We start from the raw sequence: 22,896 nt of genomic DNA, 5'->3' as shown, positions 1-22,896 counted from the left end.
GGTGATGAGGATGTCGGAAGAAGCAAAGGTACAGCATGTGCTCTCCAAACAGGCACGTTCCCTCTGGGGCAAGACAGGCGAGCCCAATGAAGAGGGCGATCCGACCTGGCTTCCACTTTCTGTCCATCTGAGCGATGCTTCTGGCATTGCAGGCAAGCTTTGGGATCAATGGCTCCCGAAATCGACACGCAAAGTCATTGCTGGGGCATTTGATGGAGACGAGCAGCTTGCGAGGGCTTTCGTCATCTTCATCTGCGGGGCTCATGATGTCGGAAAGGCAACTCCGATCTTCGAGGCGAAAACCGATCTGCGGAGCATGCCGGAAGAGGCTGGCCTGCATGTTCGAGAGACCTTACGAAATGAGAAAGATCCGACACACCCTATAGCCGGCGAGATTATCCTTGCCGATTACCTCGAATCCAAGGTCTTCGGCGAAGAAGAGCAGCAGGATTCCTGGCACTGCAAGAGACAGATAGACGCCATCGCAAGCATCATCGGTGCTCATCATGGCAACTTCCCCAGCCTTTCCCGCATCAGCGATGGAGAAGGCAAGCTGGTGGAGCTTGGATGGACAGAAAGCGCCGGCAATTGGAAGGAAGTCCAGAACGAGCTCATCGATCATGCCCTGAGCATGGCAGGTATCGATGAAGCGCATCTCCGGAGAATCGCCCATCACCATCTGACTGTGGCTACAGAGAGCCTGGTAGACGGTTTCCTCATCATGGCAGACTGGCTGGCAAGCAACCAGGACCTTTTCCCTACCTGCTCTGTCTATGACTCGATTGGCGATGAAAAGCTGAAGGGAAGAGTTGATAGAGCCTGGCAGAACGCATCGATACTTCCGTCATGGAATGAAGAGCCTCCTGTCGTGCAGCCGTTCGAAGAATACTTCGCATCGAGATTCAATCTTCCTGCAGGGGCGCATGCACGGCCTGTGCAGGTCGCTGCTGCAAAGATTGCTTGGGAGACGAAAGATCCCGGACTCCTCATCATCGAAGCTCCTATGGGAGAGGGAAAGACGGAGGCAGCTCTTGCTGCTGCAGAGCTTATGGCATATCGCTGCGGCATGGGCGGCGTCTGCGTGGCTCTGCCGACCATGGCAACGACCGATGCAATGTTTAGTCGTGTCGATGAATGGCTTGACCGTCTTCCTCAAGCAGAAGGAGGGGATGAGAAAAGCATCTATCTGGCACATGGCAAATCGCGGCTGAACGAGCAATTCCAGGGCATCATCAGAGAATCTTGGAGAGCGTCCCGCAAGGTCCATACAGACGATGATGGCAAAGCGGATGGTGTGACAATCTCTGAATGGATGCTGGGACGCAAGCGTGGCATGCTTTCAAACTTTGTGGTCTGCACGGTCGACCAGGTACTCATGGGAGCTCTCTGCATGAGGCATCTGTCCCTTCGCCAGCTTGCCATAACGAACAAGGTCGTCATCATCGACGAGTGTCATGCTTACGACCTCTATATGCGCCAGTATCTCGAACGGCTTCTGGAGTGGCTAGGATTCTGGCACGTGCCAGCAATACTGCTCTCAGCCACATTGCCTATTGGCCAGCAAGAGAGCATGGTCAGATCATATCTTTCTGGCAGAGGGGCAGCTGATGGGCCTGCAGATAACAAGTCCGCAAAACCGTTGCCTCCATATCTCAGGAAGAAATTGGCCTCTGCTGTTTCTGATGAATCAGCCGCTGCGGATGAACCTGCACTCGGCGCATATCCGCTTCTGACCTATACGGAGGGGCTAAAAGAGAAGTGGACTGAAGTTCCAGCATCTGGACGCAGTGTCACCGTCAGTGCCGAGTTTATCGGAGACGATATCGAGACTCTTGCAGAGACATTGAAGCAGCTCCTCAAGGATGGAGGCTGCGTGGGCATCATCTGCGATACGGTAGGTCGCGCACAGGCGGCAGAGCGGGTGCTTTCTGGATGCTTCGGACAGGATGCAGTTGTACTGGATCATTCCCGGTTCATGGATATAGATCGTTTTGCAAGAGAGAAGAGCCTGAGGGATAAGCTGGGTCCCGAGGCAACTGTCGAGAATGGCATGAGACCTGCCCTTCTTGTCGTTGTCGGGACACAGGTTCTCGAACAGTCGCTCGATATCGATTTCGATGTGCTCATAAGCGATATTGCACCAATTGACCTGTTGCTGCAGCGCTTGGGCAGAACGCACAGGCATGCAAGAGGAGCTGCAGAATGCAGTCGCCCAGAGCCGCTGAGACGGGCACGGTGCCTCATCAGGGGCATTTCCGAATGGAGCGAGGATGGTCCGAAATTCGCATTGGGGGTAGCAAACGTATATGACCAGGCGACGCTGCTTGAAAGCGTTGCGATGCTGGGGATGGCAGATGAAAGGGCAGACACGGAAATTTCTTTGCCACATGACATACCGCGGCTGGTCAGGACTGCATACTCCGATGCAGTGAAGGCGCTCATCCCAGATGCATGGATGGCGAGGTATGAGAAAGCCTGCAAAGAAAGATCGAAAAAGAACGAGGGAAAGACGGAAAGGGCGCAGACATACCTGCTGCATGATGTTGCTAAAGTTGCAAAAAACGATGGCAGCCTGATCGAGCTTGCCGAATCTCAGCAGGTGCTGGAAGAAGATCCAAGAGACTCCGACAAAGGCCAACGTGCTGTCCGCGATACGCAGGAAACTGTCGAAGTGCTGCTGGTTAGAGAGACAGAGGATGGCGGCATCGCCCTCATGCCCTGGGTTGGCAGCAAGGATGTGCCAAAGGGAGCGCAGCTTCCCTGTGACTGCGAGCCGGAACGTGCAGCGGCATCGCTCTTGCTGCAGTGCGCCGTAAGACTGCCTCTTTCTATCTGCCCGCTCAAGGACATCGACAACGTTATCCATGAGCTAGAAGACAAATCGTGGCCATACGTATCATGCTGGCAGCAGTCTCCATGGCTCGCCGGACAGCTTCTTCTTGTCATGCATCAGGGGGAGAATAGCGAGTATCAGACTGAGCTCAATGGCAAGGTCTTGGAGTATTCCCTTCATAGCGGTTTGGCTACCGTTCGCGGATAGAATTACATTCACATAACAGTTGAGTTTATATTTATAGCTAGCAAAGCGATAACTTCTGATGAGGGGAGGCGGATATGGACTTGTTCCCTTGAGATGCTGGGGATGACCCGTGTTATGTGAAGGGTCGCAAGTGTTCCCCGCATCGGCGGGGTTGATGAGTTAAACGGTCTGAAAGAGAGGAGGAAGTATGACAGACCAGAAGCAAGAGCCATCGTTCGATCTTTGCATGGACGCATGGATGCCAGCGGTGTATCTGGATGGAAGCTTGGGAGAAATCTCGCTCAAAACGGCTTTCGAGGAAGCAGATTCTATCAAAGAGCTGTCAGGCGACATCCCAGAACAAGTCCTGCCTATATACAGAATGATGCTGGCAGTTCTTTACCGTGCCTATCCTTTGCCGGAAGGAGACGATGAAAAAAGTCTTCTGAAGACTTGGGGAGAGATTTGGCAAGCTGGACATTTTGATATGGAGCCCATCTGCCAGTACCTCGACTTTTTCAAGGACAGGTTCGATCTCTTTGACAGCCAGCATCCGTTCTATCAGACTCCCGGTCTTGTCTACTCAGGCAAGGATTCGGACGGGGTCGGAGAGCTGGTTGCAGATGTTCCCAAGGATGACAAGTACCTGTTTTCCATGAGGGATAAGGGCACGCTCGAAAGTCTGAGTTTCGCAGAAGCTGCGAGGTGGCTGATCTTCCAGCAGTCATATGCGACAGCAGGAATCAAGCCTGCTGTTGTTGGCAACACTCATGTGAAGTCAGGAAAGGTCTATGCTCCGAAAGGCTCTGTTGGAACTGGAATGCTGGGGGCAGAAGGCGGCATCTTCCTTGAGGGACATTCGCTCTTTGAGACGCTGATGCTCAATTGGGTGCTCTATGATTCCAACCGGAAGTCCACTCCAATCGTAGGGGATGAAAAGGATATTCCTGCGTGGGAGCTCGATTCACATAGCTTCGATCTCAAAGACGCAAAGCCGGGCGAGCCCTGCGGTCCTGCTCAGGCGTATACCTGGCAGTCGCGAAGGATGCGTCTCATCCCCTCAGCAGACGGAAAACGCGTCACCGGCGTCATCAGCTGCTACGGCGATATTCCAAGCGTTCTGAATGCAGATGCCGCTGAACCTATGACAGCCTGGAGAAGGAGCGAGGCACAGCAGAAGCGTCTTGGCCTTCCCGTTCCTCCTCGCATGCCGCAAGTGCATGATTCTTCGAGATCCATTTGGAGAGGTCTTAGTTCGATTGTCTCTGCTGAAGGAGATGATTTGCGGCCTGGCGTTGTCAGGTGGGCAGAGCTGCTGCGTTCGGTGCATGCAATAGATGACCATGATCTGCCGGTGCTCGCAATACATGCACAGGGGATGACATATGGCACTCAAAGCAGCGTCTTCTCGGATGCCATAGACGATGTGTTCGATATGAGCTCATCCCTGCTGTCTCATGATGCCGCTTCATGCAAGAGAGCTGTAGAGGTGGTGGACCTAGTCGATCAGTCTGTAGGTGCACTGGTAAACTTCGTTTCCAATCTACAGCGTGCAGCGGGCGATAAGGCAGCAAAAGATGTTGCGCGAGCTGAGCGCGAGAAGGTTCGAGAGCTTGCATACAGCGAGCTTGATTCGATATGCCGCAGCCGGCTTGCGCACTTTCCGAGCAACCAGGAAGAAGCCTATGACTTCAGCGAATCCTGGAAGCAGGAAGTTCATTTCAAGCTGCTGAGCATCGCGAATGGCTACGTGCAGTCCTCCCAGCGTTCGTTCTTTGACGAGCATGAGGGCATGACTGCCGGACGGGCTGTTGCCATCCTTCACGGCAGCCTAAACAAGATCCTGGGAAAACCGAACGTCGCTGCGGAAGGCACGAATGCCAACGCGGCTGTTTCGGATGCGAAAGGGGCGTGATGTCATGTTCATATCAACATGTGCAAAGACACTTGGCATATGCGTCAATCGCAAAGTCGGAGGCTTGCAGTCAGCCTATCTGGCAGGCTCCTCTTCGGCGCGTGCGAGCCTGGCGCGTCTCCGCAAGACCGACCAGCAGGGAGGAGCACCCTGGATTGTCGTAGGAGAGGAACTCTTCGAGGATTTGCCTGATTTGGGATACGGACCAGCAGTCGAGCACAAGGAGCTGCTCAGCATACGTGCATCTCTCAGATACTATGCAATGCTCCAGCAATCGAAGAAATATCCTGTTGCTCTGATTGGCTCCAAGGGAAACGAGGGTACTTTCGGTTCGGCATGCGGACGCATTGCATCGGGAGATGACAAAGGCGCTCCCGGCGTCAGGAGACGTATGGCTGTGCTGGAATCAGCAACAGACTTCAATTCTCTCGAGAATGGAATTCGGGCTCTGATACAGCTCATGCATGCGGCAGATAGCCAGATTCAGCTTGATTTCGGCAGGTTGGCCGGCGATTTGCTCAAGCTCCAGTTCGAAGATATGCGGCAGGAAGTCTTCGAGGCATGGGCGAGAGATTATTATCGCGTCGGATCTTCGACGAGCACAAAGAATGACAAAGAAGAATAGCGGGAGGCAACCATGTTTGTTGATATCTATGCAATCCAGAATGTACCGCCCTGTGACATCAATCGCGACGATACCGGTACGCCGAAGACGGCAATCTACGGTGGCTATCTGCGGTCTCGTGTTTCCAGCCAGGCATGGAAGCATGCCATGCGCGAAGAGTTCTCCAAGCACGTGGATGGCTCCCAGCTTGGGGTCAGGTCGAAGCATGCGGTCGCGCTGATTGCGGATGAGATCGTGAAGCAGCGTCCGGAACTTGCCGATCTTGCAGAGTCGATGGCTACTGATGTCCTCAAGATCACAGGGGTGAAGGTTGAGGAGTCAAAGCGCAAGGGCCAGGATCAGGGCACCTCAGTCACGCAGTATCTGATCTTCATCGCCCGTTCGGAGATTAGCAAGCTCGCAGCTATTGCCATCAAGGCGCATGATAGCGGAGATGATCTTACGAAGCCGAGCAAGGAACTGAAGAAGCAGGTGTCGAGCGCTTTCCACGGAGTGCAGGCGCTGGACATCGCGCTCTTCGGCAGGATGCTTGCCGATGCGCCTGACCTGAACACCGATGCTAGCGCGCAGGTTGCCCACGCCATATCGGTGGACAAGATTTCGCAGGAGTTCGATTACTTCACTGCTGTCGATGATATTGCAGCAGAAGACAATGCAGGCGCTGCAATGCTGGATACCATTGGCTTCAATTCCTCTACGCTCTACCGCTACGCAACGGTGAATCTTGACACTCTTGAGCAGCAGCTTGGTGGTGCAGATGCTACCTCTGCAGCAACGAAGGCGTTCCTGGATGCGTTTGTGACCGCTATGCCGACAGGCAAGCAGAATACGTTCGCGAACAGGACGCTTCCAAGCGCTGTTCTCGTTGCGCTGCGCAAGGACCAGCCAGTAAATGGTGTTGCAGCCTTCGAAGAGCCGGTCAGCGCCAAGGAAGGAACTTCAATCTCTAGGCAGGCAGAGGATAAGCTTGCGAAGACGCTCGTGCAGATTTCTGGTGCATACGGAGACGCTCCTGCTGCAGCATGGTGGACTGCCGTGGATGGAGGAACGGAGGCGCTCCAGGACTTCGGGGCTGGTTGTTCGTTCCCTGAGATGCTGGATCAGGTCGAAGCTAGCGTAAAGAACGTGCTGGCTGGTGGTGAAGCATAATGACGGTATTGCTGCTCAGACTTTCTGGGCCAATGCAGTCATGGGGCGATTCTTCGCGCTTTGTGCGCAGGACGACGCGCAATGAACCGACAAAGAGCGGAGTCATCGGATTGATGGCTGCTGCGCTTGGACGGTCAAGGGAAGACAGCGTCGAGGACTTGGCTGCACTCGAATTCGGAGTTCGTGCCGATCAGCCTGGAAACCTGATTGTTGACTTTCAGACCGAGAAGACGCTCGGCGATGCAGGAAAAAGCATGCCGCTTTCGTACAGATATTATCTGTCCGATGCGAAGTTTCTGGCTGCACTGGGCGGAGATGACGAACTGCTCAAGGATATCGATGCGGCATTGAAGCATCCCTGCTGGCCGCTTTACCTTGGCAGGCGCTCTTGTCCTCCTGATGGCCCGGTGTCGCTTGGCCTCCATGAGGAATATGAAGGCGTGAGAGATGCTCTTGGGAAAGCTCCGTGGCTTGCATCTCAGGCTTACAGGAAAAAGCACTCGCGTACACGGGAACTGGAAGCAGTATGCGATGCCAAGGCTGATGAGGAAGGAATCAGTCAGGCCGATATTCCGATTACCTTTAGCGGCAGTGGCCGCAAGTATGCAAACAGGAAGACATGGCGCTGCCGGATAGAGATATCCGGCCTCGAGGGCGAAACTGCTCCCCGCAAGGATGGAACAGACAAGCAGCCTATTGAGTTTCACGGCAGCCATGATCCAATGAGCTTCTTCTGAGAGGAGGTGCCAACGTGTATATCTCACGTATGCCGCTGAATATCGCTCGCATGCAGGCCGTACAGCTTGTGAATTCGCCATACAAGATGCACGCCGCCATCGAACAGGCTTTCCCGCCGAATGCGCTTCGCAGCGATGACTCAGGTCGCATTCTTTGGAGAATCGATTCTACGAAGAACGCGAAGGATGGTGTATGGCTCTATGTCGTGAGTCCCTCTAAGCCAGACTTTACGCATATAGTCGAACAGGCTGGCTGGCCTTCTACGACAGGCTGGGAGACGAAGGACTACTCTCCTGTGCTTGATTCCCTTGCTGCAGGACAGGTATGGCAGTTCCGTCTCAAGGCAAACCCTGCGAGAAAGGTCATGCAGAATCAGGGAAGAAGGCCCAACGACAAAGTGGTCGGCACCATCCAAGGCCATGTGACAGTCGAGCAGCAGCTGACCTGGCTGATGGACCGCTGCGAGAAGCATGGCTTCGAAATTGCAACAGACAGCGATGGGAATCGAATCATCACTGTTACCCATCGAAGCATCGAGCGCTACAAGCATCGTGACGGCAAGGTCACAATCAATACAGCGGTATTTGATGGAGTGCTGATAGTGAGGGATTCGGAGCTGTTCCGCAAGTCTCTGTGCTGCGGCATTGGCAGGGCCAAGGGATTTGGATGTGGCCTGATGACAATAGCGCCATTGCACTGAGCGACTGAAACATATTGAAAGACAGGAGGAGCGCCTATGTCTGACGAGAACGCAGGATCGAGGTCGTCGGCGAAAAGAGGTGCTCCTCCTCCTGATATTGCGGACCTTGCAAGAGTCGAGGATCGCATCTCGTTTCTGTATTTCGAGCATTGCAAGATCAACCGAGCAGACAATGCCATTACCGTACGAAATGACCAGGGTACGACATATGTGCCCTCAGCCATTCTCAGCGTCCTCATGCTGGGGCCGGGCACAGATATCACGCATGATGCTATGAAGCTCATGGGGGAGAGCGGCGTGTCAGTGGTATGGGTCGGTGAACGAGGCATCCGGATGTATGCCTTCGGACAGCCTCTGACTCATTCGAGCGCTCTTCTGCAGCAGCAGGCAAAGCTTGTTTCGAATACTCGAACCAGACTTGCTGTGGCACGAAAGATGTACTCCATGCGCTTTGCTGGCGAGGACGTCAGCAAGCTGACTATGGCGCAGCTGAGAGGGCGAGAAGGCGTACGAGTCAGACGCGTGTACAAGAAATGGTCTCAGGAAACTGGCGTGGCATGGGACCAGCGCACCTATAATCCAGTCGATTTCGACGATGCGACAGAGATCAACAAGGCTCTTTCTGCGGCGCATGTCTGTCTGTATGCACTTGCGTATTCGGCCATAGTGGCGCTGGGATGCTCTCCGGGGCTTGGCTTTGTGCATACAGGCCATGAGAAATCATTTGTCTATGACATTGCGGATTTGTACAAGGCTGAAATATCTATTCCTGTTGCCTTCAAGACTGCCGCAGAGCATCCAGACGATATTGGAGCCGAAACGAGGCGCAACATGCGCGATGAAATCTATGACCTGAGCATCCTGTCGAGGATGGTGCACGACATAAAGGGGCTTCTGCTCGCCGGCGATGCTGACGGCAAGGCAGGGGATATCGATCCATCATCCAATCATCTTGGCTTGTGGGATGAAAAGACAGGCGAAGTGCCTGCTGGCAAATCCTATGCGGCATATTCTGCTGATGGATCAGAAGGCGATGACAGATGATCGTTATTGCTCTTACTGCTTGTCCGGTCGGTCTAAGAGGGGATCTGACACGGTGGCTGCTCGAGATATCTCCTGGCGTATTCGTAGGTGACGTTTCGGCACGTGTGAGAGTGGCCTTGTGGGACCGTGTAATTAGCATGGTGAGAAACGGTCGGGCAATTATGGCGTACTCAGCAAGCAACGAGCAGCATCTCGCGTTTGAGACATTTCAGCCTGACTGGGAACCAGTGGATGTGGAAGGAGTTGAGCTCATCAGAAAACCATCCGGAACAGAAGATGCTCCGATGTTTGGCGCACCTCCAAAAGCTTGGAGCAATGCAAGTAAATACCATATGGCACGAAGACATTGAGGGAAGCTGGCTAGTGGTAAAGATAAGACACTAATCAGATTGCCAGGACGTTCCTTGATAATTGAATAGAAATGACTGAGTCATGCTAGAATTACGCAGGTTCTTAAGTGTGCTCCCCGCACGAGCGGGGATGATCCTCGACAAAGAGATGATAGAGCTTCCGAAGGACAGTGCTCCCCGCACGAGCGGGGATGATCCCACCCACGTCGTGCCGCCTCCGAGCGGGCCATCGTGCTCCCCGCACGAGCGGGGATGATCCCTGCGGCTCATGGGTGGCACAGTATGCGGACGAGTGCTCCCCGCACGAGCGGGGATGATCCCGCGAGGGTAGCGGCCCCGCATGACATAGTTTTGTGCTCCCCGCACGAGCGGGGATGATCCCGCAGTTGATAACGAGGCTCATGAAGTAGAGCAGTGCTCCCCGCACGAGCGGGGATGATCCTTCCTCGTCTCCGCTGCTCTGGTAGTAGTAATCGTGCTCCCCGCACGAGCGGGGATGATCCTAAATTGCAGAACGGGTTCTCTGGGAAGCAGGAGTGCTCCCCGCACGAGCGGGGATGATCCTGGTACGGGACCATCCTCAAGCTTGCCGGGACTGTGCTCCCCGCACGAGCGGGGATGATCCCAGCGACCTCACCCGGCACGAGCTCTCTGCCGTGTGCTCCCCGTACGAGCGGGGATGATCCCAGCGACCTCACCCGGCACGAGCTCTCTGCCGTGTGCTCCCCGCACGAGCGGGGATGATCCTGGTACGGGACCATCCTCAAGCTTGCCGGGACTGTGCTCCCCGCACGAGCGGGGATGATCCCGGAAATGGCGGAAGCACGCCAGCAAGCCAGACGTGCTCCCCGCACGAGCGGGGATGATCCTCTCGAAGCCGATGCGCTTGAGCGTGCCCGCCAGTGCTCCCCGCACGAGCGGGGATGATCCCGCCGGAGCCGTTCCGAAATGGATACATCTCGGGTGCTCCCCGCACGAGCGGGGATGATCCCCAGACCATGCACATCGGCCTTTCGGCAAAGTGGTGTGCTCCCCGCACGAGCGGGGATGATCCCCGGCTGTGGGGAGCCGTCATGGACTAGGAGGGGTGCTCCCCGCACGAGCGGGGATGATCCTATCTCAGGCGCCTCGTTCAGCGCATCATCGACGTGCTCCCCGCACGAGCGGGGATGATCCCCGGGCTGAGCGGCACGAACGCCCACATCTGGTGTGCTCCCCGCACGAGCGGGGATGATCCCAGCGAGTTCTCTATCTCGTGGATGCTCAGCTCGTGCTCCCCGCACGAGCGGGGATGATCCCCCCCTGCGTTGAGCGATACCGTGCCAAGCCTGGTGCTCCCCGCACGAGCGGGGATGATCCCAGCCGCGCCATCGACGTCCCAATCTTCCGGGTGTGCTCCCCGCACGAGCGGGGATGATCCCTCGGTCACCTCGAAGACATACAGGCGGTCAAGGTGCTCCCCGCACGAGCGGGGATGATCCTTCATGCGCGAACAGCGGCTGGGGCTACGCAGGGTGCTCCCCGCACGAGCGGGGATGATCCCGTGCCTTCCTACGGCTTGCAGAACGCAGCCGTGTGCTCCCCGCACGAGCGGGGATGATCCCCGGACCTCGGCGAAGCTGACTGTGCTCGAAGCGTGCTCCCCGCACGAGCGGGGATGATCCCCGATGGCAGCATCGCGCGGAACTCGCCTTCCGGTGCTCCCCGCACGAGCGGGGATGATCCCGACGAAGGCACATCGAAGGACCAGATGTGGGTGTGCTCCCCGCACGAGCGGGGATGATCCCCGGGCTGAGCGGCACGAACGCCCACATCTGGTGTGCTCCCCGCACGAGCGGGGATGATCCCGACGTGGCCGACGGCATCCGCGAGACGGCAGCGTGCTCCCCGCACGAGCGGGGATGATCCCCGGCTCAACACGCAGCGCCTCAACTACTCCCTGTGCTCCCCGCACGAGCGGGGATGATCCTAGTAGAACTCACGGAATGCGGTCCACGTGCTGGTGCTCCCCGCACGAGCGGGGATGATCCGGCATGGCGCAGCAGCCGGGCTGCCGACACGAGGTGCTCCCCGCACGAGCGGGGATGATCCTACCAGAACGTCCTTCTCTCAGACTCAGACCTTGTGCTCCCCGCACGAGCGGGGATGATCCCACGACACTGCGGCGAACATCCTGCATGACCTCGTGCTCCCCGCACGAGCGGGGATGATCCCGAGCGCACTTCCACCTCAATCTGGCAGCAGTCGTGCTCCCCGCACGAGCGGGGATGATCCCCGGTAGCCTGCTGGAACCGGCATGCCGTGATGGTGCTCCCCGCACGAGCGGGGATGATCCCCAGTCATCCATCAAGCAGCTCTCTGACAGCATGTGCTCCCCGCACGAGCGGGGATGATCCCCCGACGTTCTCCTACAGCAACCCAGCGGCATTGTGCTCCCCGCACGAGCGGGGATGATCCTGCGCCCGGAAGATGCATCATCGCATCCCCCAGGTGCTCCCCGCACGAGCGGGGATGATCCTGCGTAGGCCGTGAGCAGGGACGTGTCCACTGCGTGCTCCCCGCACGAGCGGGGATGATCCTCTCGTGCCGCTCTCGCACTTCGCGCACGATCTGTGCTCCCCGCACGAGCGGGGATGATCCCGGCATCATGCTCACGTTGCATGACATGAGGGAGTGCTCCCCGCACGAGCGGGGATGATCCCGCATGAGCGGCTGCAAGACCATCTGTGGAGGTGTGCTCCCCGCACGAGCGGGGATGATCCCAACATAGTTGTGTGTCATGATTATTTCGACGAGTGCTCCCCGCACGAGCGGGGATGATCCCGGCGCGGCAAAGCCAACCCGTGCGTTGGATTAGTGCTCCCCGCACGAGCGGGGATGATCCCGCAACGACCGTTGCCGTCACTGGCGACAACCAGTGCTCCCCGCACGAGCGGGGATGATCCGAAGATTGCAGAGTCCGACGATCCTGCAGCCATGTGCTCCCCGCACGAGCGGGGATGATCCTAGTGACAGATGATAGTGCTGATAAGTAGTACAGTGCTCCCCGTGAATGCTGGGATAATCCCATCCAACCGCGCTGGCAAGCAGTCGCATCAAGATGATCCCTGTTAACGCAGAAGTGATTCCTGGGGTAGTAGCGCTTCACGAAGGTATCGTCAGCGCTCCCTACGGATGCGGGGATGGCCTGCTAGAACGTTATCAAAGCAGCCAACTTCGTTGTTCCCCACAAGCGCGGGGATAGTTACTATGCGGAATTGCCTTTATGCCGGGATAATAATGTTCCCTGCAAGCTTGGAGGCGATTCTGGGGATGTTTCGTATTGTTCGCTAGATTCGCTGTGTGTTATAAGTTCACGTAATGTTCACAACAAAGGGAGCGTGCAGAGAAAAATAAAATTTTGCTTGCATTGGTCTGTCTACTGCTCAATAATTAACGAGCTGCCTGAGAGGGCATACGAACGAGATGGTGGGTGTAGCTCAGTTGGTAGAGCGACGGACCGTGGCTCCGTAGGTCGAGGGTTCGAGACCCTTCACCCACCCCATTCGCATGATACTAGGCGCCGTTAGCTCAGCTGGCCAGAGCAGGGGACTCTTAATCCCAAGGTCCAGGGTTCGAATCCCTGACGGCGCACCATTTCCTCTTTGCAGCGACGTATATTTGCGCCGTTAGCTCAGCTGGCCAGAGCAGGGGACTCTTAATCCCAAGGTCCAGGGTTCGAATCCCTGACGGCGCACCAGAGAGTTCGAGCCAGGCATTGCCTGGCTCTTTTTATATAGAGAGGTCTTGCTATGGATCTTCGTCGAGGTACCGTTGAATCTATTAAGCGCTATCTGGAGCTTGATCCTGCTCTCTACGAGGAGACAGTCGATGACGAGGTCCAGTGGAAAGGCTGCATCTTCTCGGCTGATGTCCTCAAAGTTAAGCTCCCTGACGGCTCTTTCGCCACGCGTGAAATTGCATGGCACCATGGCGGGTGTGGTGTGGCTGCATTTCATGAGGGCAAGCTTTGCCTCGTACGTCAGTATCGGGTTGCTCTTGGACGCATGACGCTCGAGATACCCGCTGGGAAGCTCGAGATGGGGGAGGAACCCGTTGTCTGCGCAGCCCGTGAGCTTACTGAAGAGACAGGCCTTGTAGCTGACGAACTTGTGCCGCTTGCTGTGTCTGCGGGATCGATAGGCTTCACCAATGAAGCAACGAGAGTCTTCCTTGCTCGTGGACTGCATCAATCAGAAGCGCACCCCGATGAAGGCGAATTCGTGGGCGTCGTTTGGCTTCCGCTTGAGGATATCCTTGCCGGAGTGAGAGCAGGTCTCATCCAAGACAGCAAGACAATTATCGCCGCGCAAGCTCTGGCGCTGGGCGAGCGATAGAGACAGAAGAAGAGCCGAGAGGGCAGACCTCCCGGCTCTTGTCATCTCTGGTGCGCCCTATGCGACTCGAACGCATGACCTTGGGATTAGAAGTCCCCTGCTCTATCCAGCTGGGCTAAGGGCGCGGACTTCATATGATAGAGCATCAAACGCAAGCTATCAAAGTATTCATCTTCAATTTCCGTCGAGGCCCAGACCGGCTACGCTTGCCGGACGTTATGAATTGGATAGGGCTTTAACGGTAAAATTACCTTTGTCTTCACAAATCAAATATATGAAACGTGGTGGTGTCGAGAGTTTAGAAATATCGCCGACTTCGTTAGATGATTTTACGGCATAGCACTCAAAGACTTGATGCATTTGCCTATTGGTGACTCAGGATGTTGTATCCTTAGAGCCAAAGGTAATTCCTCAGGGATACCGGCAAGCAGCTCATGAGATTTTGGGAAAGGAATCTAAAATGAGTGAAATGATCGCATCCACCAATGTTTTCCTGAATGTCGAAGCTAAGAGCGTCGACGACGTGCTTGAGTTCCTGTCTAGCAAGGCAGTCGAGCTTGGCTATGCCGACGACAAGGACGCTGTCCTCGCTTCCTTCAAGCACCGTGAGGAGCTCGGCTCCACCGGCATGGCTGATGGCTTTGCTATCCCGCACGCAAAGGACGATGCAATCAAGAAGCCGGGTATCCTTGTCGCAAAGCTCGCAAATGACGTCGCTTGGAAGTCCACGGATGATGTCCCTGTGACCACCGCTATCGGCCTTCTTATGCCGGGCGCAGAGGCTGGCACCACGCACCTTCTCGTCCTTGCAAAGGTCTCCAGCATGCTCATGCATGAGGACGCTCGCAAGCGCATCGCAGAGTCCGACGATCCTGCAGCCATCGCTTCCGTGATCGCAGACGCGGTCAAGTAGTTTCCTTTATAGGAAATGGGCAGACGGTCTTGGGGGGAAGCCGTCTGCCATCTTTTGATGGCAAAGGCGAAAGGAGCCTGTGGTGATTTATACCGTTACCCTCAATCCTGCAATCGACTACGTGATGTACCCTCTGTCTCTCGACATGGGCTTCACTAATAGATCCAAGCAGGAGGAGATTCATGTAGGCGGCAATGGCATCAACATCTGCTGCCTGCTCAATGAGCTCGATACCCCCAACGTCGCTCTCGGCATTGCTGCCGGCTTTACGGGCGACTACCTGATCAAGAGGCTCCAGGAAAAGGGTGTCAGCTGCAACTTTGTCCGTCTGGACAAGGGCAATACGCGCATCAACGTCAAGCTCAATGGCATTGTCATGACCATGGTCAATGGCATGGGTCCGAAGATTCCGCAGTCCAAGGTCGACGAGCTGCTTGACCGCATCGACTACCTCGGCGAGGGCGACACGATCGTCCTTACCGGCTCGATTCCGGCATCCCTGCCGCGCGATATGTACATGATCATCATGGAGCGTCTTGCAGGCCGTGGCATCCGCTTTGTCGTCGATGCTCCGGGCGAGCTTCTCACGAACGCACTGAAGTCGAAGCCCTTCCTCATCAAGCCGAACAACCATGAGGTTGGCCGCATCTTTGGCATGAAGCCGCTTCCTGAGACTCCTGCCGAGGTCATGCCGCTTGCCCACAAGCTTCATGAGATGGGTGCACAGAATGTCCTCGTCTCCTGCGGCAGCCATGGTGCAGCCCTCGTGGATGAGAATGGCGAGGAGCATGTCGCTCCTTGCGCAAAGATCAAGCTTGTCAACGCCACCGGTGCTGGCGACTCCATGGTCGCAGGCTTCCTGGCCACGTATGACAAGACGCACGACTATGACCGTGCTCTGCTGTTCTCCAGCGCCTGCGGCACTGCAACGGCAGCAAGCAAGGGCATTGCAAAGCGCTCCACTATCGACCGCATCGTTGCCCGCCTGGACAAGATGGTCGCCGACGGCGAAGCCTAATTCCGGAGATTGCGAGCTGCGGTGTGGGGACACCGCAGCTCTTGTCTTGCACCCTTCGGGGTGACGCTATGGGGGAGTTGCAGCGGGCGGATGCCCGCTGCTTCCGAATGGAGGAAACATGTACGAGGGAGTTAACGCATCTGAGGGCATCGGTATCGGCGTTGCACGCGTTGCTGTGGAGCCCGATCTTTCTTTCACGCCGCATAGCCCTGAGGACGCTGACGCCGAGAAGCAGCGCTACGTCTCAGCCCGCGACAAGTTCGTTGCCCAGACGCAGGCTCAGATCGATCGCATGAAGGAGACCGTCGGCGAGGAGACGGCTGCAATCATGCAGGCCCACATCGAGTTCGCCGAGGATGAGGGCATCGTCGATATGGTCAACAGCTCCATCGACGATGGTATGTGCGCTGAGCAGGCTGTGCAGAATGCCTATGACATGTACTACAACATGTTCGCAAACATGGAGGACGAGCTCTTCCGTGAGCGTGCAGCAGACGTTGCCGACGTCAGGACCGGTCTTCTGGCTGACCTCCTCGGCAAGGAGCTTGTGAATCTGGCTGTCCTTCCCGAGAACTCTGTCGTCGTCGTGCACGAGCTCACGCCTTCCATGACGGCTGACATCGACAAGAAGAACATCGTCGGCATTGTCACCGAGACCGGTGGCCGTACGTCCCACTCAGCCATCATCGCACGCCAGCTCGAGATTCCTGCTGTCCTCTCCGTGCCAGATGCTACGACGAACATCAAGACCGGCGATATGTGCGTCGTCGATGGCAACAAGGGCGTTGTCTACGTCGATCCTTCTGCTGACGAGCTCGAGGGCTTCCGTGCAACGGCAAAGAAGCTTGCAGAGGAGAAGCAGGCACTCGAGGCCTTCCGCGGCAAGCCGACGGTCACCGCTGACGGCGAGTCTGTGATGCTCGTTGCCAACATCGGCAACCCGTCTGACGCTGCATCTGCTATCGAGCATGACGCAGAGGGCATCGGCCTCTTCCGCTCCGAGTTCCTGTTCATGGATGCTCAGGAGCTTCCTTCCGAGGAGGAGCAGTTCCAGGCCTACCAGAAGGTCGCTCTTGCCATGAAGGGCAAGCAGGTCATCATCCGTACGCTCGATGTGGGTGGCGACAAGGAGATTCCGTATCTCAACATGCAGAAGGAAGAAAACCCGTTCATGGGCTTCCGTGCTGTCCGCTACTGCCTGAACAACCCGGAGCAGTACAAGGTCCAGCTCAGGGCTCTTCTCCGTGCTTCTGCTTTCGGCGACATCAAGATCATGCTGCCGCTCGTCACGACGCTCGACGAGGTCCGTCAGGCAAAGGCACTCATCGAGGTCTGCAAGAAGGAGCTCGACGCCGAGGGCATCTCCTACAACAAGGACATCCAGGTCGGCACCATGATCGAGACGCCGTCTGCTTCCCTCATCGCTGACCTCCTTGCCAAGGAGTGCGACTTCTTCTCCATCGGCACGAACGACCTCATCGGCTACACGATGTGCGCAGACCGCGGCAACGACCGTGTCGCCTATCTCTACAACGTCTATCAGCCGTCGGTGCTGCGCTCCCTCAAGCGCATCATCGAAGAGGGCAACAAGGCTGGCATCATGGTCGGCATGTGCGGCGAGGTCGCAGCCGATCCTCTGATGGTGCCGGTGCTCCTGTCCTTCGGCCTGAACGAGTTCTCCGTCTCCGCTGGCTCTGTCCTCCGCACCCGCAAGATCATCTCCGAGTGGACGAAGGAAGAGGCTGACGCTCTGACTGAGAAGGTCATGAAGCTCGAGACCTCTAACGAGGTTCGCGCCATGCTCCAGGCTGCTGTCAAGTAGCTCAAGGCTCATAGAGAATAAGGAAGGGCGTCCAGCGATGGGCGCCCTTCTTCTTTGGATATAGTGGCTGCGATGCTAAGGGATGAGCACTTCAAGGGCTCCTGGGCAGATAGAGATATCGAAGTGGGTGCCTTCGAGCCTCTCTCCATCTACCTGGCAGGGAGGAGCACTCTCGAAGTCGATCGTGATGTGCTTCGGCTGGGCGAAGAAGAGATGCTTTGAGTGCGTATGGAGGCCGAAGCGGGCGAGGCAGAAGATGCCCAAGGTCACCGGTACGGCAGGAAGCGTCTTTGAATAGCAGACATCAAGCTTCCCATCGTCGACCACTGCCTTGGGGCATACCCTGAATCCTCCGCCGTAGGTAGGACCTACCTGCACGGCGAAGACGGCTTCGTTGCCCGCAGCCGGGACACCGTCAATCTCTGCCTTGAAGGCATAGCCCTGCTTGGCAGAGGAGAAGATCTTGAAGCCGGAGTCCGCAAAGAGATGGGCGCCACGCCCTGTCGAGCGGTGGTTCATCGTATCGAGGGCGATAGCAGCATCAAGGCCGAAGGAGAGCGTCTGGACAAAGTAGACGCCGTTCACGAGCCCGAGGTCGGCTGCAATCTTTCTGCCGTCCAGAAGCTCTTCCAGAGCCTTCTCGGGCTTGTTTCTCGTGATATGGAGTGTCCTTGCATAGTCATTGCCAGAGCCCAAGGGGATGGGCCCCAATGTGGGGCGGGATGCTTTCGGTATCTGCATGAGGCCGTTGGCTGCCTCGTGGATGACGCCGTCTCCGCCGAGGACGAGCACAGTATCGTAGCCCTGCGCATTGGCAGCGATGTGCACAGCATCGCCTGGGCCAGTTGTCAGATAGACATCGAAGGTGGGGACTTGCTCAGGCAGCTCTCTGAGCCTTCGCTCGATAGCTGTGGCACCAGCCTTGCCCATGCCGCTTCTGGATACCGGATTGGCAATGAGGAGCGTACGTCCTAGTGTCTGTTGCATGGCTCAGCGCTGCCAGGAGGCACGTATTGCGTCGATGATCTCGGCGCAGCGAAGAGATGCTGCAAGCGGCATGATGGAGCTCTCATGCTTGCCGGCAAGGAGAAGATTCTGGAAATGCTCGATCTGTCCTGAAAAGTCGTCGCGCGCATAGGGAGCGCTCAGCGTCTGGTCAGGCTGGCCGAAGCGATGGATCGTGGCCGTCTGGGGCCTGTGAAGCGTCGGCACATCGACAGAGCCCCACTCGCACTCGATGTGGAGCGTGCTCTTGGGACCACGGTCTGCTGCAATCTCAAGCTGCACCGGAACCGAGCCTATGCTCAGCTGGACATTGTCATACCAGTCCACACCGCGCAGGAACAGGGCATTCGTGCGGTCGATCTGCACCTTGCCGGGAAGTAGCTCATCGAGCCAGCTTACGCAGTAGATGCCTTCGTCGTAAAGGCAGCCACCCTGAACCGGGTCGATGAAATAGCCCGTGATATCGTCGGGGAACAGGTAGCACTGCGATGCTTCGACGAACTGGATCCGTCCAAGGTCACCTTCATCGAGGAGCTTCATGAGGCGGGCATGGAGCGGCACGAAGCGGGTCTTCATGGCCTCCATGTAGAGCCTGTTCGTGCTGTGGGCACAAGCGATGACACCATGCATTTCCTGGGCTGTAAGCACGGCAGGCTTCTCGCAGAGCACGGCCTTGCCGGCACGGAGTGCCTTGATGGACCAGTCGGCATGCAGGGCATGGGGGAGAGCGATATAGATTGCTTCGACGTTCGGATCCTCGAGAAGGGCACCCAGGCTGTCATAGACCACAGCGACCGGGCATTCTTGAGCAAAGGCTTCTGCCTTGTCCGAATCCCTTCCAGCGACTGCATAGGCCAGCCCATGCTCAGAGCCTTTGAGGCTTGCATAGAAGCGTCTGGCAATCCTGCCGCAGCCCAAGATGCCCCAGCGAATAGGTGCGTCCATCTGTGCTGCCCCTTTCTCCTGATACCACTTCCATACATACCAGCTGGTATAGACCGTCAAGGTGTCAATTGCATGTACGGTGCTATCAATCGGCCAGTGGGCATATTCTGGGACAAAGGTGCATGGCTATGCAAGTCTTTCAGCTCAGTGCTGGTGTTTTGTCCTGCTCCATGCATAAGGAGAGGACAGATGCCGACAGATCGACAGCGTGGGAGAGGGGAGTCAGGCATCGAACTCGCTGGCTCGGTGATGCGTAAAGGGCAGTCTGCATGGCGGATGGCAAATCAAAGGGAATTCTCGCTGCATCATCTGTCGAGGGGTCACAGAGCAATAAAGAAGCAGGCCACAGCGTGTGCCGTGGCCTGCTGGTCTCTCATGGAGCGGCGGACGGGACTCGAACCCGCAACAATCAGCTTGGAAGGCTGACGCTCTACCAATTGAACTACCGCCGCATTTCGTGGTCGGGGCGACTGGATTCGAACCAGCGACCCTCTGCTCCCAAAGCAGATGCGCTACCAAGCTGCGCTACGCCCCGAAGCGCGTTGTTTAGTATACGTGAGCGGGCGCCGGATGGCAACGAAAAACTAGAAGGAGTAGGTGCTCTCGACAATTGCTGCAACTTCGTCCACAGACTCGGACGGAGCTTCGGCTGCGACATAGCGGACATTGCCGGAGTCATCGGTGAGCATCCAGCAGATGACCCTTGTGCCATCGCCGTAGGTGATCGTAAGCTTCGTGGCCTCGCGGTTGGCAAGCGTCGTCTGCTCCTGCTGGATGTTGTCATCCGTCACGTCGTATTCCTTCGCGTGATAGATGATGGCCTTGATAGCATCGTCGATCGTCACGGTCTCGCTTTCCGTGCTCGAAGACGAGGTCGAGGACTTGTCTGTGGTGCTGGTCGAAGAGGAATTCGTTCCTGTCGAGGAAGTGCCGCTGTTCGTGGAAGAATTGCTGCTCTCCTCTGTCTTGGCAGTGGAGGAGCTCTCGGAGGTGCCGTTCTGCGTCGTAGTGCCAGACGTGGCATTCTCGGTCGTCGTGGAGCCTGTCGTGGTCGAGGTCGCGGCTGACTTCTCGGCATTCTTGGAGTTCACGATATCGACGTCGGTCGAGTCCATGACCTTCATCGTGATGATCTTGGTGGCCGTGATATCGCAGAACTCGATGTCGCCCGAACCGCTCTTCGTGGCAAGGGAGATCCAGTCGGAAGGAACGGTCACATAGCCGACGCCTACCTTGCCGACGCGACGAGTGGTCTGCTCAGCCGATTCGCTGGTCGTGGTGGTCTGGTCTGCTTCCTGTTCGCTGGTTGTCTGTGCCTTGCAGGCGCTGACAGAAACTGCGCATGCAGCGGCGAGAATCGGGACCAGCACCTTCGTTGAAAGCTTTGGCATCGCGCCTCCCCTGGAGTGACTGTTTGATGAAAACCATAGCCATCTTATGTACCTAACATGCCTTGTTTCCGGCGAATTACCTGTAATTACACGAACGGGCAGGTATTCCTGCAAAAGTTTTGCAAGGTGAACGGAATGTTACGAAACATGGAAGCTGACGTTACCAAATACGCACCATTTCAAATGCTTATTATCAAACAATTATATTTTTATCTGCTTTTCAGAGCTTTGCGGTTTGAAGACTCTGCTGCACTTTCCCTGTAACGAACTGCATAGGAAGGAAGCTCATGAACTACTCTGAGCGTGTGGTAAAGGATCTCGAGTCGCGCTATGCAGACCAGCCTGAATTCATCCAGGCGGCCCGCGAGGTGCTCCTCACCCTCCAGCCGGCACTTGATGCCCATCCCGAGTATGAGAAGGAGGGACTGCTCGAGCGCCTGGTAGAGCCTGAGCGTATCGTCATGTTCCGTGTTCCCTGGGTGGACGACGAGGGCAAGGTCCAGGTCAACCGCGGCTATCGCATCCAGTTCAACTCTGCCATCGGGCCCTACAAGGGCGGCATCCGCCTGCATCCTTCCGTGAACCTCTCTATCCTGAAGTTCCTGGGCTTCGAGCAGGTCTTCAAGAACTCGCTCACGACGCTTCCTATGGGCGGTGCAAAGGGCGGCTCTGACTTCGATCCCAAGGGCAAGTCTGACCGCGAGGTCATGCGCTTCTGCCAGTCCTTCATGCTCGAGCTCTATCGCCACGTCGGTCCTGACACAGATGTCCCGGCAGGCGACATCGGCACCGGCGGCCGCGAGATCGGCTACATGTTCGGCGCCTACAAGAAGATCACGAACAGCTGGCAGTCTGTCCTTACCGGCAAGGGCCTCTCGTATGGCGGCTCCCTTGCACGTCCTGAGGCTACAGGCTATGGTGCAGTCTACTTCCTGCTCAATATGCTCAAGCAGAAGGGCGAGTCCATCAAGGGCAAGACGGTCGCTGTCTCTGGTGCCGGCAATGTCGCTCAGTACGCTGTCCAGAAGGCAGAGAGCCTCGGTGCCAAGGTCATCACGGTCTCTGACTCCAACGGCTATGTCTACGATCCTGATGGCATCGACTTCGATACCCTCGTAGATATCAAGCAGGTCCGCCGCGGCCGCATCAAGGAGTATGTCGAGGCACGTCCTTCCGCTGTCTACCATGAGGGAGAGCGTCCTTGGGGCGAGAAGTGCGACATCGCAATTCCGTGCGCCACGCAGAACGAGCTCGATCTCGACGATGCCATCAAGCTGACCGAGAATGGCTGCCGCTATGTGGTCGAGGGTGCGAACATGCCGACGACGACCGATGCTACGCTCTATCTCCAGCAGAATGGCGTCTTCTTCGCTCCTGGCAAGGCTGCCAATGCTGGCGGCGTCGCAACCTCTGGCCTCGAGATGTCCCAGAACCATGAGCACCTGTCCTGGACCTTCGACGAGGTCGACGACAAGCTTCATGGCATCATGGATTCCATCTACAAGGCTGCGTGGGATGCTGCCAAGGAATATGGCCACGAGGGCGATCTGGTCTTCGGCGCCAACATTGCTGGCTTCCTGAAGGTTGCTGACGCAATGATGTCCCAGGGCATCATCTAACGTTCGGAATCAGCTGCATTGAAGAGGGAAGCTCCGGATTGCAAGGTCCGGAGCTTCCCTTTGATGTATCTATGCAGCAATGGGCGGGAATGCAGCTCCCGGCTGAAAGCGGTGGCAGTCCATGATGGGGTGCCAGCCGAAAAGCGGATAATGGCTGAGGACCTCCGGCATAACCGCAGGAATTCCTGTCGCCGCTCCGCTGCATCATATGGATGAACGGCTGATGCATCCGGAGGATCGGGGGACGAGATGGCGAAGGGTCATGCA

General features: G+C 56.7%; 16 protein-coding genes, 6 tRNA genes and 1 CRISPR repeat array. Of the genes, 16 read left to right on the top strand and 6 right to left on the bottom strand.

Translation table 11 applies throughout. The annotated features are described in order from the left end of the window. The first annotated feature begins 10 nt into the window (after window positions 1–10). The 12 genes from cas3 to VXJ24_RS04535 all read left to right on the top strand — a co-directional run bounded on the left by cas3 (window position 11) and on the right by VXJ24_RS04535 (window position 13,916). The gene (gene cas3 / locus VXJ24_RS04590; RefSeq protein WP_330971745.1) at window positions 11–3,040 is read left to right on the top strand and encodes a CRISPR-associated helicase Cas3'; all 3,030 of its coding nucleotides are present in this window, start codon (window positions 11–13) and stop codon (window positions 3,038–3,040) included. Window positions 3,041–3,227: 187 nt separating this feature from the next. Continuing rightward, the gene (gene casA / locus VXJ24_RS04585) at window positions 3,228–4,934 is read left to right on the top strand and encodes a type I-E CRISPR-associated protein Cse1/CasA (protein ID WP_330971744.1); all 1,707 of its coding nucleotides are present in this window, start codon (window positions 3,228–3,230) and stop codon (window positions 4,932–4,934) included. Between the two features lie 4 nt (window positions 4,935–4,938). After that, entirely contained in the window at window positions 4,939–5,559 is a 621-nt protein-coding gene (gene casB, locus VXJ24_RS04580; RefSeq protein ID WP_330971743.1) for a type I-E CRISPR-associated protein Cse2/CasB, read from the top strand. A gap of 12 nt (window positions 5,560–5,571) precedes the next feature. Beyond that, window positions 5,572–6,708, top strand: a complete 1,137-nt coding sequence (gene cas7e / locus VXJ24_RS04575) for a type I-E CRISPR-associated protein Cas7/Cse4/CasC (protein WP_330971742.1) — start codon at window positions 5,572–5,574, stop codon at window positions 6,706–6,708. Beyond that, window positions 6,708–7,445, top strand: a complete 738-nt coding sequence (gene cas5e, locus VXJ24_RS04570; protein ID WP_330971741.1) for a type I-E CRISPR-associated protein Cas5/CasD — start codon at window positions 6,708–6,710, stop codon at window positions 7,443–7,445. The genes cas7e and cas5e overlap by 1 nt, the downstream gene beginning before the upstream one ends. 14 nt (window positions 7,446–7,459) lie before the next feature. Continuing rightward, complete coding sequence (cas6e, locus tag VXJ24_RS04565) at window positions 7,460–8,146, top strand: type I-E CRISPR-associated protein Cas6/Cse3/CasE (RefSeq protein ID WP_330971740.1); 687 nt, start codon at window positions 7,460–7,462, stop codon at window positions 8,144–8,146. 36 nt (window positions 8,147–8,182) lie between these two features. Further along, the gene (gene cas1e, locus VXJ24_RS04560) at window positions 8,183–9,190 is read left to right on the top strand and encodes a type I-E CRISPR-associated endonuclease Cas1e (RefSeq protein ID WP_330971739.1); all 1,008 of its coding nucleotides are present in this window, start codon (window positions 8,183–8,185) and stop codon (window positions 9,188–9,190) included. Next, window positions 9,187–9,540 carry a type I-E CRISPR-associated endoribonuclease Cas2e gene (gene cas2e / locus VXJ24_RS04555; RefSeq protein ID WP_330971738.1) on the top strand — a complete coding sequence of 118 codons (354 nt, stop codon included), beginning with the start codon at window positions 9,187–9,189 and terminating at the stop codon, window positions 9,538–9,540. Before cas1e ends, cas2e begins: the two co-directional genes overlap by 4 nt. Before the next feature lie 109 nt (window positions 9,541–9,649). Continuing rightward, window positions 9,650–12,547: direct repeats of the CRISPR family, unit length 29 nt; unit sequence GTGCTCCCCGCACGAGCGGGGATGATCCC. Between the two features lie 461 nt (window positions 12,548–13,008). Then, window positions 13,009–13,084, top strand: a tRNA-His gene (locus VXJ24_RS04550). A 15-nt stretch (window positions 13,085–13,099) separates the two neighbouring features. Beyond that, a tRNA-Lys gene (locus VXJ24_RS04545) sits at window positions 13,100–13,176 on the top strand. Window positions 13,177–13,202: 26 nt separating this feature from the next. Next, window positions 13,203–13,279: transfer RNA gene (locus VXJ24_RS04540), tRNA-Lys, on the top strand. A gap of 52 nt (window positions 13,280–13,331) precedes the next feature. Then, a complete protein-coding gene (locus tag VXJ24_RS04535; RefSeq protein ID WP_330971737.1) occupies window positions 13,332–13,916 on the top strand; it encodes an NUDIX hydrolase in 585 nt (194 codons plus the stop codon). A gap of 48 nt (window positions 13,917–13,964) precedes the next feature. Here VXJ24_RS04535 and VXJ24_RS04530 read toward each other — a convergent pair. Next, window positions 13,965–14,041: transfer RNA gene (locus VXJ24_RS04530), tRNA-Arg, on the bottom strand. Between the two features lie 335 nt (window positions 14,042–14,376). Between VXJ24_RS04530 and VXJ24_RS04525 the strand changes: the two genes are divergently transcribed. The 3 genes from VXJ24_RS04525 (at window position 14,377) to ptsP (ending at window position 17,669) form a co-directional block, all read left to right on the top strand. Next, window positions 14,377–14,829, top strand: a complete 453-nt coding sequence (locus VXJ24_RS04525; RefSeq protein WP_330971736.1) for a PTS sugar transporter subunit IIA — start codon at window positions 14,377–14,379, stop codon at window positions 14,827–14,829. Between the two features lie 82 nt (window positions 14,830–14,911). Next, window positions 14,912–15,847: a 1-phosphofructokinase family hexose kinase gene (locus VXJ24_RS04520; RefSeq protein ID WP_330971735.1), complete on the top strand. Its 936-nt coding sequence runs from the start codon at window positions 14,912–14,914 to the stop codon at window positions 15,845–15,847. A gap of 118 nt (window positions 15,848–15,965) precedes the next feature. Further along, window positions 15,966–17,669, top strand: coding sequence for a phosphoenolpyruvate--protein phosphotransferase (gene ptsP, locus VXJ24_RS04515; protein ID WP_330971734.1), 1,704 nt, complete (start codon window positions 15,966–15,968; stop codon window positions 17,667–17,669). A gap of 75 nt (window positions 17,670–17,744) precedes the next feature. Here the strand turns inward: ptsP and VXJ24_RS04510 are convergent, their stop codons facing one another. The 5 genes from VXJ24_RS04510 to VXJ24_RS04490 form a co-directional block, all read right to left on the bottom strand. Next, the gene (locus tag VXJ24_RS04510) at window positions 17,745–18,656 is read right to left on the bottom strand and encodes a diacylglycerol/lipid kinase family protein (RefSeq protein ID WP_330971733.1); all 912 of its coding nucleotides are present in this window, start codon (window positions 18,654–18,656) and stop codon (window positions 17,745–17,747) included. A gap of 3 nt (window positions 18,657–18,659) precedes the next feature. After that, window positions 18,660–19,619, bottom strand: a complete 960-nt coding sequence (locus VXJ24_RS04505) for a Gfo/Idh/MocA family protein (RefSeq protein WP_330971732.1) — start codon at window positions 19,617–19,619, stop codon at window positions 18,660–18,662. Window positions 19,620–19,995: 376 nt separating this feature from the next. Then, window positions 19,996–20,071: transfer RNA gene (locus tag VXJ24_RS04500), tRNA-Gly, on the bottom strand. Between the two features lie 6 nt (window positions 20,072–20,077). After that, window positions 20,078–20,154 (bottom strand) — tRNA-Pro (locus VXJ24_RS04495). A gap of 49 nt (window positions 20,155–20,203) precedes the next feature. Then, the gene (locus VXJ24_RS04490) at window positions 20,204–21,010 is read right to left on the bottom strand and encodes a hypothetical protein (protein ID WP_330971731.1); all 807 of its coding nucleotides are present in this window, start codon (window positions 21,008–21,010) and stop codon (window positions 20,204–20,206) included. A gap of 287 nt (window positions 21,011–21,297) precedes the next feature. On the opposite strand from VXJ24_RS04490, the gene gdhA reads away from it, so the two are divergent. Next, window positions 21,298–22,629 (top strand): NADP-specific glutamate dehydrogenase, encoded by a 1,332-nt coding sequence (gene gdhA / locus VXJ24_RS04485; protein ID WP_330971730.1) that lies wholly within the window; start codon window positions 21,298–21,300, stop codon window positions 22,627–22,629. Window positions 22,630–22,896: the final 267 nt, after the last annotated feature.

Origin of the sequence: Olsenella kribbiana (genome assembly GCF_036408795.1) — a bacterium.
Lineage (GTDB): Bacteria > Actinomycetota > Coriobacteriia > Coriobacteriales > Atopobiaceae > Olsenella_L > Olsenella_L kribbiana.
The sequence above is the reverse complement of the archived record's forward strand: the minus strand, read 5'-3'. Positions and strand labels throughout refer to the sequence as shown.